Source organism: Stenotrophomonas sp. YJH_SMC_79 (genome assembly GCF_059367995.1).
Genome location: NZ_JCAFRK010000005.1, coordinates 280,441 through 293,691 on the forward strand (window position 1 = coordinate 280,441; position 13,251 = coordinate 293,691).

10 protein-coding genes are annotated in these 13,251 nt (G+C 68.3%); 9 read left to right on the plus strand and 1 reads right to left on the minus strand.

Annotated elements, in window-relative coordinates; translation table 11 throughout:
• The first annotated feature begins 91 nt into the window (after positions 1-91).
• Genes AC5P57_RS18825 through AC5P57_RS18865 form a run of 9 tightly spaced genes read left to right on the plus strand, consistent with a single transcriptional unit; the run spans position 92 to position 12,449 of the window.
• Positions 92-1,723 (plus strand): TldD/PmbA family protein, encoded by a 1,632-nt coding sequence (locus AC5P57_RS18825; protein WP_262235872.1) that lies wholly within the window; start codon positions 92-94, stop codon positions 1,721-1,723.
• A gap of 30 nt (positions 1,724-1,753) precedes the next feature.
• Positions 1,754-3,388 carry a TldD/PmbA family protein gene (locus AC5P57_RS18830; RefSeq protein ID WP_099552766.1) on the plus strand — a complete coding sequence of 545 codons (1,635 nt, stop codon included), beginning with the start codon at positions 1,754-1,756 and terminating at the stop codon, positions 3,386-3,388.
• A gap of 21 nt (positions 3,389-3,409) precedes the next feature.
• Positions 3,410-4,744, plus strand: a complete 1,335-nt coding sequence (locus tag AC5P57_RS18835; RefSeq protein WP_099552767.1) for a TldD/PmbA family protein — start codon at positions 3,410-3,412, stop codon at positions 4,742-4,744.
• Positions 4,744-5,451, plus strand: coding sequence for a DUF4159 domain-containing protein (locus AC5P57_RS18840; protein WP_262235873.1), 708 nt, complete (start codon positions 4,744-4,746; stop codon positions 5,449-5,451). The genes AC5P57_RS18835 and AC5P57_RS18840 overlap by 1 nt, the downstream gene beginning before the upstream one ends.
• Positions 5,452-5,467: 16 nt before the next feature.
• Entirely contained in the window at positions 5,468-6,451 is a 984-nt protein-coding gene (locus tag AC5P57_RS18845; RefSeq protein WP_262235874.1) for an AAA family ATPase, read from the plus strand.
• Between the two features lie 7 nt (positions 6,452-6,458).
• A complete protein-coding gene (locus AC5P57_RS18850) occupies positions 6,459-7,355 on the plus strand; it encodes a DUF58 domain-containing protein (protein WP_262235875.1) in 897 nt (298 codons plus the stop codon).
• On the plus strand, positions 7,352-8,473 hold the full coding sequence (locus AC5P57_RS18855) for a BatA domain-containing protein (protein WP_099552771.1): 1,122 nt from the start codon (positions 7,352-7,354) through the stop codon (positions 8,471-8,473). Before AC5P57_RS18850 ends, AC5P57_RS18855 begins: the two co-directional genes overlap by 4 nt.
• Entirely contained in the window at positions 8,470-10,644 is a 2,175-nt protein-coding gene (locus AC5P57_RS18860) for a DUF4175 domain-containing protein (RefSeq protein WP_262235876.1), read from the plus strand. The genes AC5P57_RS18855 and AC5P57_RS18860 overlap by 4 nt, the downstream gene beginning before the upstream one ends.
• Complete coding sequence (locus AC5P57_RS18865) at positions 10,641-12,449, plus strand: amino acid adenylation domain-containing protein (RefSeq protein WP_262235878.1); 1,809 nt, start codon at positions 10,641-10,643, stop codon at positions 12,447-12,449. Before AC5P57_RS18860 ends, AC5P57_RS18865 begins: the two co-directional genes overlap by 4 nt.
• 111 nt (positions 12,450-12,560) lie before the next feature.
• On the opposite strand, the gene AC5P57_RS18870 is transcribed toward AC5P57_RS18865, so the two are convergent.
• A complete protein-coding gene (locus tag AC5P57_RS18870; RefSeq protein ID WP_142807974.1) occupies positions 12,561-13,235 on the minus strand; it encodes a hypothetical protein in 675 nt (224 codons plus the stop codon).
• Between the last annotated feature and the right edge of the window lie 16 nt (positions 13,236-13,251).

The following is a 13,251-nucleotide window of genomic DNA, read 5'->3' on the forward strand; positions in this document are numbered from 1 at the left end:
GTCCCCGCGCGCCGCGCTGGCGAAAGTCGGGCAGTTGACGTGATCGGTCCGGCCCGTTGCCAACCGCACGCAAGCGAGAGAGAGAAACGCTGTGCAACGACGTGAGTTCCTGGCTTTTTCCGGTCTGGGCCTGGCGGGCCTGCTGCTGCCGCATTCCCGTACCATCGCTGCCGAGCAGCTGCTGGCGCCGGTTGATACCGCCCAGCGGCGGCGCCTGGCCGAGGTCGCGCTGACAGCCGCACGCACCGCCAAGGCCAGCTACTGCGATGTGCGCATTGGCCGCTACCTCAACCAGTCGGTCATCACCCGCGAGCACCAGGTCGGCAATGTGACCAACCGCGAGTCGTCCGGTGTGGGCGTGCGGGTGATCGTCAACGGCGCCTGGGGCTTTGCGGCAACCCATCAACAGACCGAAGCCGCGGTGCGCGCCGCGGTCGAGCAGGCCGTCGCGATCGCGCGCGCCAATGCCGCCATCCAGACCCGGCCGGTACAGCTGGCACCGACGCCTTCGGTCGGCGAGGTACGCTGGCAGACGCCCGTGCGCCGCAATGCGATGGCAGTGCCGATCCAGGACAAGGTCGAGCTGCTGCTGGCACTCAATGCCGCCGCGCTGAATGCGGGCGCCGACTACATCAATTCCACCCTGTTCCTGGTCAACGAACAGAAGTACTTCGCGTCCAGCGACGGCTCGTTCATCGACCAGGACATCCACCGCATCTGGTTGCCGTTCACCGCCACCGCCATCGACAAGGCCAGCGGCAGGTTCCGCACCCGCGCCGGCCTGTCGTCGCCGATGGGCATGGGCTATGAGTTCCTTGATGGCGATGCACGCGGCAAGGTGCAGCTGCCCGGTGGCATCACCGCCTACCGCGATTCCTACGACCCGGTCGAGGACGCCATCGCCGCCGCCCGCCACGCCCGCGAGAAACTGAAGGCGCCGTCGGTGAAGCCCGGCAAGTACGACCTGGTGCTGGACCCGTCCAACCTGTTCCTGACCATCCACGAGAACGTCGGCCACCCGCTGGAGCTGGACCGCGTGCTCGGCTACGAGGCCAACTACGCCGGCACCAGCTTCGCTACGCTGGACAAGCGCGATGCCGGCTTCCGCTGGGGCAGCGACATCGTCACCTTCTTCGCCGACAAGACCCAGCCGGGCAGCCTCGGTGCGGTCGGCTACGACGATGAAGGGGTGAAGACCCAGCGCTGGGACCTGGTGCGCGACGGCGTGCTGGTCGATTACCAGGCCACCCGCGATGAAGCACACATCCTCGGCCGCGATGCATCGCATGGCTGCAGCTATGCCGATTCGTGGTCCAGCGTGCAGTTCCAGCGCATGGCCAATGTCTCGCTGGCACCGGGCAAGCAGCCACTCAGCGTCGAAGACATGATCAAGGACGTGGAGAACGGCATCTACATCCACGGCCGGGGCTCGTACTCGATCGACCAGCAGCGCTACAACGCGCAGTTTGGTGGCCAGCTGTACTACCAGATCAAGGACGGAAAGATCGCCGGCATGGTCGAGGATGCGGCCTACCAGATCCGTACGCCGGAGTTCTGGAACGCCTGCTCCGCCATCTGCGACGAGCGTGACTTCCGTCTCGGCGGTTCGTTCTTCGACGGCAAGGGCCAGCCCGGCCAGGTCTCGGCGGTCTCGCACGGTTCGTCCACCACCCGCTTCAACGGCATCAACATCATCAACACCGCGCGCAGTCTCGGCGCTTGAGCCACCCATCCTTCGACATGGAGAGCAGCCTTGCAAAGACGTGACTTCCTGGCCCTGACCGGGCTTACCGCGGGCGGGCTGATCGTGCCCTCCTTCTTCGGCAAGGTGATCGCCGCCGAGCAGCTGCAGTCCAGCCTCGACCCGGCGCTGAAGAAGCGCCTGGCCGACGCCGCCCTGCAGGCCGCACGCAGCGCTGGCGCCACCTACTGCGACGTGCGCATCGGCCGCTACCTGCGGCAGTTCGTGATCACCCGCGAGGACAAGGTGCAGAACGTGGTGAACACCGAGTCCACCGGCGTGGGCATCCGTGTGATCGTCAACGGTGCGTGGGGCTTCGCCGCCACCAACGCGTTGGGCACTGCCGATGTGGCCAAGGCCGCACAGCAGGCGGCAGCAATCGCCAAGGCCAACGCCGGCGTGCAGACCGCGCCGGTGCAGCTGGCCAAGGCGCCAGGCGTGGGCGAGGTGAGCTGGCGCACGCCGATCCGCAAGAACGCGATGGAGGTGCCGATCAAGGACAAGGTCGGCCTGCTGCTGGACGTCAACGCTGCGGCGATGGGTGCCGGTGCCAGCTTCGTCAATTCGATGCTGTTCCTGGTCAACGAGCAGAAGTACTTCGCCTCCACGGACGGTTCCTACATCGACCAGGACGTGCACCGCATCTGGGCCCCGATGACGGTCACCGCCATCGACAAGTCCAGCGGCAAGTTCCGTACCCGTTCGGGCCTGTCCTCGCCGATGGGCCTGGGCTACGAGTACCTGGATGGCGCCGCCGCCGGCAAGGTGGTCGGCCCCAATGGCGTGGTCAATTACAGCTCCTCCTACGACATGAAGGAGGACGCCATCGCCGCCGCCAGGCAGGCGCAGGAGAAGCTGAAGGCGCCGTCGGTGAAGCCAGGCAAGTACGACCTGGTGCTGGACCCGTCACACACCTGGCTGACCATCCACGAGTCGATCGGCCACCCGCTGGAACTGGACCGCGTGCTCGGCTACGAAGCCAACTACGCCGGTACCAGCTTCGCCACGCTGGACAAGCGCGAGCAGCATTTCCAGTACGGCAGTGAGCTGGTCAACATCTTCGCCGACAAGACCCAGCCGGGCAGCCTCGGCGCGGTGGCGTACGACGATGAAGGCGTGAAGTGCAAGCGCTGGGATCTGATCAGCAACGGCAAGCTGGTGGACTACCAGACCATCCGCGACCAGGCCCACATCCTCGGCAAGACCGAGTCCGACGGTTGCTGCTATGCCGATTCGTGGTCCAGCGTGCAGTTCCAGCGCATGGCCAACGTGTCGATGGCGCCGGGCAAGAAGCCACTGAGCGTGCCGGACCTGATCAAGGACGTGGAGAACGGCATCTACATCATCGGTGATGGTTCGTTCTCGATCGACCAGCAGCGCTACAACGCGCAGTTCGGCGGCCAGCTGTTCTACGAGATCAAGAACGGCCAGATCACCCGCATGCTGGAAGACGTGGCCTACCAGATCCGCACGCCGGAGTTCTGGAACGCCTGCACCGCCGTGGCCGACGAGCGCGACTACCGCCTGGGCGGTTCGTTCTTCGACGGCAAGGGCCAGCCGGGGCAGGTCTCGGCGGTCTCGCACGGCTCGTCCACCGCGCGCTTCAACGGCATCAACGTCATCAACACCGCACGCAGCCTCGGCTGATCGGTCAGGAGCCCTTACACCATGAGTATCTTCACCGAAGCCCAGGCCAAGGCCATCCTCGACAAGGTCATCGCCCTGTCCAAGGCCGATGAGTGCACCGCCGTGCTGGCTGGCGCGATCAGCGGCAACATCCGTTTCGCGCTGAACAATGTCTCCACCAGCGGCATCGTCGACAACACCGAACTGGCGGTCACCGTCGCCTTCGGCAAGCGCGTGGGCACCGCCTCGATCAACGAGTTCGACGATGCCGCGCTGGAGCGCGTGGTACGCCGCGCCGAAGACCTGGCCCGCCTGGCCCCGGAGAACCCGGAGTTCATGCCGGCCATCGGCAAGCAGAGCTACCGCGCCAGCCCGACCTTCAGCGAATCCACCGCCGCGATCGATCCGGCCTTCCGTGCCAAGGTCGCCGCCGATTCGATCGCCCCGTGCCGTGGCCACGGCCTGATCGCCGCCGGCTTCCTCGAGGACGGCCAGGGCTTCCAGGCCACCGCCAACAGCAACGGCAACTTCGCCTACCAGCGCACCACCAACTTCGATTACACCTGCACCGTGCGCACTGAAGATGGCCGTGGTTCGGGCTGGGTCGGCCGCAACCTGAAGGACGCGGCGGACTTCAAGGCGGACCAGGACATCCGCATCGCCATGCGCAAGGCCACTGAATCGGCCGAAGCCAAGGCGCTGGAGCCGGGCAAGTACACGGTGATCCTGGAGCCGGCTGCGGCGGCGGGCCTGATCAGCTTCATGATGAACTTCTTCAGCGCACGCTCGGCCGATGAAGGCCGCAGCTTCCTGTCCAAGAAGGGCGGCGGCAACAAGCTGGGCGAGCAGGTCTACGACCCGCGCGTGACCATGATCGCCGACCCGTGGCATCCGGATGCACCGGTGCTGCCGTGGGACAACGAGGGCCTGCCGCGCGAGCGCATCGCCATCATCGAGAACGGCAAGATCGCCAACCTGGACTACTCGCGCTTCTGGGCACAGAAGCAGGGCAAGACCGCCAAGGCCTCGCCGGGCAACCTGCTGATGAGCGGTGGCGACAAGAGCACCGCCGAGCTGGTGCGCGGCACCCAGAAGGGCATCCTGGTCACCCGCACCTGGTATATCCGCATGGTCGATCCGCAGACCGTGCTGCTGACCGGCCTGACCCGCGACGGCACCTTCTACATCGAGAACGGCCAGATCAAGCATCCGGTGAAGAACTTCCGCTTCAACGAGTCGCCGGTGATCATGCTCAACAACATCGAAGAACTGGGCAAGCCGGTGCGCGTGGCCGGTGATGAATCCAGCTACGTGATGATGATCCCGCCGATGAAGCTGCGCGATTTCACCTTCACCTCGCTGTCCGACGCTGTCTGATGGATCGCCGGGCCTGCCTGCGCTGGTTGGCCGCTGCCGCTTCGGCGGCGGCACTGCCGGCCTGGGCGCAGGCAAGCCCGCGCAGTTCGCGTTACGACTTCTGGTTCACCCGCCTGCAGTACGACTCCGGTGACTGGGACGTGGACGCGCGCATGCCGTCCAACCTGATCACCTCGCTGATCGACTACACCTCGCTGCGCGTGGATCCGCAGGAGCACGTGGTGGCGCTGGCCGACCCGCGCATGCTGGAGGCGCCTTTCTGCTACCTGGCCGGGCATACGCTGGTGGAGTTCAACGCCGCCGAACGGCAGAACTTCGTGCGCTACGTGCGCAATGGCGGCTTCGTCTTCGTCGACGACTGCAACCATGACATCGACGGCCTGTTCGCCACCTCGTTCGAGGCGCAGATGGGCCGCCTGTTCGGCCCGAAGGCATTGCAGAAGCTGCCCAACAGCCACGCGCTGTACCGCAGCTTCTTCCGCTTCCCGGATGGCCCGCCCGCCACCAGCTTCGAACTCAACGGCTGGGGCGACGACCTGGTGCACGACTACCTGAAGGGCATCGAGGTCGGTGGCCGCCTGGGCCTGCTCTACAGCAACAAGGACTATGGCTGCGAGTGGGACTACGACTGGCGCAACAAGCGTTTCCTGGCCGAAGACAACACCCGCTTCGGCGTCAACATCGTGATGTACGCGTTGAACAATTGATAGGACCTGCACGCCCATGACCGCCCCCGACCTCGATTCCCTGCTGCCGCGCCTGCACGATCTGCGCGCTGCGCTCGCACGCGCCGTGGTGGGCCAGAACACCGTGGTCGAACAGCTGCTGATCGGCCTGCTGGCCGGCGGCCACTGCCTGCTGGAAGGGGCGCCGGGCCTCGGCAAGACCCTGCTGGTGCGCTCACTCGGCCAGGCGCTGGAGCTGCAGTTCCGGCGCGTGCAGTTCACCCCGGACCTGATGCCCAGCGACATCCTCGGCACCGAGCTGCTGGAGGAAGACCACGGCACCGGCCATCGCCATTTCCGTTTCCAGCAAGGCCCGATCTTCACCAACCTGCTGCTGGCCGACGAACTCAACCGTACCCCGCCCAAGACCCAGGCCGCACTGCTGGAAGCCATGCAGGAGCGCACGGTCAGCTACGCCGGCATCACCTATGCGCTGCCCGCGCCGTTCTTCGTGCTGGCCACGCAGAACCCGATCGAGCAGGCCGGCACCTACCCGCTGCCGGAAGCACAGCTGGACCGCTTCCTGCTGCACGTTCTGGTGGATTACCCGAGCGAAGACGAAGAGCGGCAGATCCTGGAACAGACCACCGGCGGTGCCACCGACGCGGTGCCGAAGGTGATGGATGCCGAGTCCGTGATCGCTCTGCAGGCCGCGGTGCGCCAGGTGCATGTCAGCCCGGATGTACTGGCTTGGATCACCCGCCTGGTGCGTGCCAGCCGGCCCGGTGATGGCGCACCCGCAGCGATCAACCAGTGGGTGAAGTGGGGTGCCGGCCCGCGTGCGGGTCAGTCGCTGGTGCTCGCCTCGAAAGCACGTGCGCTGCTGCAGGGCCGCTTCGCCGCCACCCGCGAGGATGTGCAGGCACTGGCCGCGCCGGTGATGCGCCATCGCCTGCTGCTGTCGTTCGCCGCCGAGGCCGAGCAGAAGCGTGCCGACGACGTGGTCGCCGCCCTGCTGCAGGCCGTGCCGTTCCCGGGTTGATCCACGCGTGAACGCCGGTACCCCGCTGACCTTGCCACCGGAACTGCGTGCGCGCCTGCGCCTGCTGCGGTTGCGGCCGCGCCTGGCCAGCGGTGCCAGTGGCATCGGCCAGCACGCCAGCCGCAGCCGCGGTGCCGGTCTCGAATTCGCCCAGTACCGTGCCTACGAGCCCGGGGACGAACTGCGCCAGATCGACTGGAAGCTGTACGCCCGCTCGGACCGCTTCTTCGTGCGCGAGTCCGAACGCGAAAGCCCGATCACGGTCTGGCTGCTGCTCGACGCCACCGCTTCGGCCAACCAGGCGGATCGCGCGGCACCGCCGCGCACACGTCTGGACCATATGCGCGGCGTGGCCGCCTGCGTGGTTGAGCTGGCCCTGCAGCAGGGTGACCGTTTCGGCCTGCTGGCGATCAATGGCGATGGCCTGCAGCTGGTCCCCGCGGCGAACGGCGCACGCCAGCGTGATCGCGTGCATCTGCAACTGCATTCCTTGCAGGCGCGCGGCGCCTGGCCTGCGGCCGATCGCCTTCGGCCGCTGTGGGAGCGCGTGCGCCCGGGCGACCTGTTGCTGGCGATCGGCGACGGCTTCGACGATGCCGGCATCGTGCTGCTGGAACAACTGGCCAGCGCACACCGCGAAGTGGCACTGCTGCAGATCCTGACCGCCGACGAGCGCGACTTCCCGTTCGACGCCGGCCATCGCTTCCGCGACCCGGAAACCGGCGAGGAACTGTTGGGCGACGGCGCGGCGATCCGCGCCGACTACCTGCAGCGCTTCGCTGATGCACGCAGCGCATTGCATGCGCGCCTGCAGGCCAGCGGCATCGCCAGTGCCACCGGCTGGCTCGACCAGCCTCTGGACCAGGCGCTGCAGGCGCTGTTCGGCCGTGGGGGCGGTGCATGACCCTGCTGTTCCCGCTCGGCCTCGCCGCGCTCGCCGCAGGGCTGCTGCCGCTGCTGATCCACCTCGCCCGCCGCCATCCGTATACGCCACTGGATTTCGCCGCGCTGCGCTGGCTGCGTGCACAGATCCGGCCGCGCCAACGCATCCGCTTCGATGACTGGCCGTTGCTGCTGGTGCGCCTGTTGCTGCTGGCTGCATTGGCCTTGCTGTTGGCACGACCTGCGCTGACCGGCCCCGCTCCCGCCCCCGATGCGTGGACGGTGGTGGCCCCTGGGCTGGACGCCGCTGCACTGCGTGGTTCCGCTGCGGACCGCACCTGGCACTGGCTGGCACCCGGCTTCCCCGCCATCGACCAAGCACCGCCTGCGTCCAGCGCGTCCCTGCCCAGCCTGCTGCGCGAACTGGACGCGCAGCTGCCCGCGGGCACCGCGTTGGCCGTGCACGTTCCCGATCCCCTGCCCGGCCTGGATGGCGCCCGCCTGCAGCTGTCGCGCGAGGTGCGATGGCACACGCAGCCGATGCCGGTCACCCCGCCGCAGATTGCAGCGGCACTGCCGCGGCTACGCGTACACGGCGAGGCATCCGCCACTGCTCAGCACTGGTTGAACGCACTGCAGCGCGCGTGGGGCGTGCAGGCACTGCCCTCGCCCTTGGCGGGGGATGCCCTGCCCGAACGCGGCGAGATCGGCGTGTGGAGCCGCAGCGATGCACTGCCAGCAAACTGGCAGGCGTGGTTGCGCGACGGCGGTCGTATCGTAACCGCCGGCAAGCCTGCTGCCAGCGCCCGCATCCTGCTGCGCGACGCCGAGGGCGCACCGCTGCTGTGGCAGCAACGCATCGGCCACGGCTCTCTGCTGGCGCTGCCGGGCGACTGGAATGCCGCCAGCAACGCTGCGCTGCGCGATCCGCGCCTGCCACGTGCCCTGCTGCTGGCGTTGCAGCCGCCCACGGCCCCGCGCCTGGGCGACGCACGTGACCACGCACCGCGCCGGGCCGTATTGCCTGCTGCAACACCGCCGCTGCGTGAGCCGACACCTTGGCTGTTGCTGGCCATCGTGCTGCTGTTCGCGCTGGAACGCTGGATGGCCAGCAGTGCCCAGCGCAGGGTGGGCGCATGAACACCCTGCAGCACGCCTGGCAACGCGCACGCCGTCGCCGTGCGCTCATCACCCTGCTGCTGGGCCTGCCATGGGCACTGGCTGCGGCGGTGCTGGCCCTGCGTCTGGCAGGCTTCGATATCGCCTGCGTCGTCGGTACGGTCAGCCTGCTCGTGTGTGCGGCCTTCGCCACCGCGCATGCCCGCCAGCTGGACCGGCAATGGCTGCAGCGCCAGCTCGATGGCAGCGGTGCCAGCGAGGACAGTGCCGACCTGCTGTTCGCCGATGCCGCCACGCTCAATCCGCTGCAGCAGCGCCAGCGTGCGCATGTGCTGGCCACGCTGGAACGCGCGATGCCGGAGCTGCGTCCGCGCTGGCCGCGCGGGGCATTGGCGCTGTGCTGGATCGCAGGCCTGGCCATTGTTGTGCTGACACTCGGCTGGCCGCGTTCGAACCCCGGTTCCGCGCCTGCCCACACGTCGGCACCTGGCAGCACGGCTGCCGCAGGCCCGCTGCGCCTGCAGTCCACCCGCCTGCGCATCGACGCGCCGGCCTATACCGGCCAGGCCACGCTTACCCGGAATGCACTGGACGCCAAGGTCGCCGCCGACAGCCGGCTGTCCTGGTCCCTGCGCTTCGACCGCGCCCCGGACAAGGCATGGCTGCAGTTCCACGATGGTCGCCGGTTGCCACTGAGCGAGCACGAAGGACAGTGGCAGGCGCAGGATGTGGCACGCACGCCAGTGCTGTACCGCGTGGTGAGCGAACCGGCACTGGCAGAGACCCGCCTGCATCGGCTGGATGTGGTGGCCGACCGTGCACCCAGCGTGCGCGTACTGGAGCCCACGGCCAGCCTGGTGCTGGGCACGCCGGGGCAACGGCAGTGGGCGCTGCGCTTCGAGGCCAGCGACGATTACGGTGTCGCGGCGCAGGCAACGCTGTCGATCACCACCACCCAGGGCAGCGGTGAGAACATCACCTTCGTGAAGCGCAGCGTCACGCTTGCCGGCAGCGGCGAAGCCACCGCGCGGCGCTTCGCCCACACCCTTGATCTGGCTGCGCTGGGCGCGCAGCCCGGCAACGATGTGATCGCCCAGCTGGAGGTACGCGACAACCATGCACCCACGCCGCAGACCGGGCGCAGCAGCAGCGTGATCCTGCGCCTGCCCAGCGCCGAAGTCGCGCTCGGTGCAGAGCTGGAAGGCCGAATCAGGAAAACCCTGCCTGCGTACTTCCGCAGCCAGCGGCAGATCATCATCGATGCCGAAGCGCTGATCCGCCAGCGACGCAGCCTGGCCGCCGAGGACTTCGTGAAGCGCAGCGATGCGATCGGTGTCGACCAGCGCATCCTGCGCCTGCGCTACGGCCAGTTCCTGGGCGAGGAAAGCGAAGGTGCGCCGAAGCCGCCGCCGACCAGCGACCTGCCCACCAGCGATACGCCGGCCGCAGACGATCACGACAGCGATCACGATCACGATCACGACCATGGCGCCGATGGTGGGGCGCACGACGCGCATGGCCATGATCACGGCGGCAAGGCGGACAACCGCGATACGCCGCCGGTATTCGGCAGCGACACCGACGTGCTCTCCGAATACGGACACACCCATGACCACGCCGAAGCGGCCACCCTGCTCGATCCGCAGACCCGCGCCACGTTGAAGGCCGCGCTGGACCAGATGTGGTCGGCCGAAGGCGAGCTGCGCCAGGGCCGTCCGGAACAGGCATTGCCCTTCGCCTACAAGGCGTTGGGCTTCATCAAGCAGGTACAGCAGGCCGAACGCATCTATCTGGCCCGGGTTGGGCCGGAGCTGCCGCCGATCGATGAAGGCCGTCGCCTCGGCGGTGATCGCGCCGGGCTGGCCAGTCGTGAACTGCCGTTGGCTGCGCGCACTCCGCCAGATCCGGCCATCGTTGAAGCCTGGCAACGCCTCGGTGATGACAACGGCGCACCGGATCTCGATGCGCTCGCGGCCTGGCAGCAACGCAACGCGGCCTACCTGCCCGATGCACTGGATCTGGCCGCGGCCATCGAGCAGCTGCGCATCGAGCCCGACTGCGGCGACTGTCGTCAGCGCCTGCGCGCGCAGCTGTGGCGGGCGCTGCAGCGTCCACTGCCGCAGGCGATGCGGCGCAGTGCGGCCGATGCGATGGGCCAGCGCTACCTCGATGCGCTGGAGGCGCAGCCATGAACGCCTCCAGCCTGAACCTGTGGATTGCGCTGGCACTCGCTGTGGTCGTGGTCATCGCCAGCGTGCGCCAGTTGCGTGGAAGCACCGCGCACCCGGGCCGCCGGTGGAGCGTGATCGCACTGCAGATCGTCGTCGCCACGCTGCTGTATTTCTGCCTGGTGCCACCCACCCGCCAGCAACCCGCAGGCGGGCTGGTCGTGCTCGGAATCGATGCCGGCAAGGCCGGCGCACTTCCGGCCAGCGAAGGCCCGCTGTTGCTGTTGCCGGAAGCTGCCGATGTGCCCGGCGCACAGCGCGTTCCCGACCTGGCCACCGCGCTGCGCCAACACCCGGCCTCCACGCTCACGCTCGTTGGCGCCGGACTGGTCGCACGCGATCGCGACGCGGCGTTGCCGGGCGACGTGCGTTGGCAGGCAGCACCCGCACCGCGCGGCTGGGTCGCGCTGCAGCCACCGGCCGACGTCGCTCCCGGCGGACGCTTCGAGGTACAGGCGCAGGCGCGTGGCGCGGCAAAGGCGAAGGCCGAGCTGCTGGACCCGGCCGACAGCGTGGTCGATCGCATGGACGTTGCCGACGACGGTCGCGTCCAGCTCACCGGCATCGCCCGTGCCGAAGGCCGCAGCGTGTTCCGGCTGCGCCTGCTCGACACCGAAGGCCATGTGGTGGATACCGTACCGGTGCCGCAGCAGACCTTGCCGGCAACGCCCTTGCGCCTGTTGGTGCGTGCCAGCGCACCCGGCCCGGAACTGAAGTACCTGCGCCGCTGGGCCGCCGATGCCGGCCTCCGCATGCAGGTGCAGGCCGATACCGGGGCCGGGCTCAGCGTGGGCGATGGCGTGGTCTCGATCGATGCTGCAACGCTGGCGCGCAGCGACCTGCTGCTGCTGGACGAACGCAGCGTGGCGGCCCTGAGTGCAGGCCAGCTGGCCGTCGTGCGCCATGCGCTGCGCGAGGGTCTGGGTGTACTGGTACGAAGTGCCGGGGCACCTTCGGCCAGTGCGCGCCAGCGCCTGCTCGATCTTGGCCTGCCAGTGCAGGGCGATGGCAGCAGCCACACCCTCGCACTTCCCGGTGATGGCGAAAGCGCGATCCTCGCCGCACGGCGTGGCCCGCTTGCCGCCGGCACACTGCCAACCGGCTACGGCGAAGAAGCCGACCGCAGCTCGCACAGCGCTGCGCTGCCTTCGCTGGAAGCACTGGCGTTGCAGGCACCGGGCAGCAACGCACTGCTGCACGATCGGGGCGGCAAGGCCGTCGGCGGCTGGCGCGCGGCCGGCAAGGGGCGCGTCGGCCTGCTGCCACTCACCGACAGCTGGCGCTGGGTGCTGGCCGGTCGCGATGATCGCCACGGCGAACTGTGGAGCAGTGTGGTGGCCACCCTGGCACGCGCACAGGGCAGCGGTGATGCACTGTGGTCACCGCAGCCGATCAGCTGGGCAGGCGAACGGCAGATGCTGTGCGGCGTGCAGGCGCCGCTGCAGGTCTTCAACAAGCGCGGCGACGATATACCCCTGATCATCGATGGCGCGACGTCGGCACTGCGCTGCGCCGGCTGGTGGCCCCGTGAGGCAGGCTGGCAGCGCCTGCAGCATGGCGACAGCGTTGTCTGGCGCTATGTGTTCGACCCGAAGGATGCACCGACGCTGCATCGGCAGGTGATGATCGATGCGACCACGCAGGCGTTGGCTGCCAGCACGCCGCCGGATGCGTCAGTGACGCAACCCGTGGCGGGCTCACGCTGGCCGTGGTGGTTGGCGTTCGTGTTGTGCGCATCGCTGCTGTGGTGGCTGGAACGGCGGCGGTAACTTCGGGGTCGGATCCCTTTCGCCCGCAAAAGGGCTCTGGCCCCGCCGATGGGTCCGCGAACCGCATCCACGCATGGCGTGGATCTACTGACCGGTTGCCTTTCGACGGGGTCAGCGCGTGCCCGCGCGCAGGTACACGCCATTGAAGCGCACGTTCATGCCTCCGCACTCGCTGTTGTCGGCCACGATCAGCACCTCACCCAGCGAATGCACGCGCACCTTGCAGGTGTCCTCGACGAACTCGACATCGGCACCACGCGGCGCGGCGCGCGCTTCCACCTGGCCCATGTTCGGCCCGTAGGGACGCTGCTCCGGCGTGGGGTTGGCAGAGGGCCAGTAGGCGTCACCCTCCACATGCAGTTGCCCGCCCTGCACGGTGATGCGCAGGCCGTTGTCGCCGTCCTTCCAGTCGCCCGCCCAGTCCTGCAGCGTTGGCACGGCCACCGGCAACGGCTGCAGCTTGCTGCGGTCGACCCAACCGGCGCTGCCACCCACCTTGTTCGGGAAGAACGCGCAGCGGTAGCGGCCAAGGTCGCGACCGGTCACCACGGTATCGCCGTTGACCACATAGCTGCGCTGGCGGCAGGCCGGTTCGCCCTTGGCCGGGCAACCGTCCATGTCGCCGAGCAGATACAGGCGCTGTGCATCGACCACCCGCGCCAGCGCGAACTGGCTCTGTTCGGAGGGGAACGCGCCATTGCGGCACGCGCCATCACCGGCGATGCCGGCAGCGAAGGCGGACGCAGGCAGCAATGCAGCCAGCAGGCAGAACGAACGCAGGAACATGGCAGCGCTACCGGTT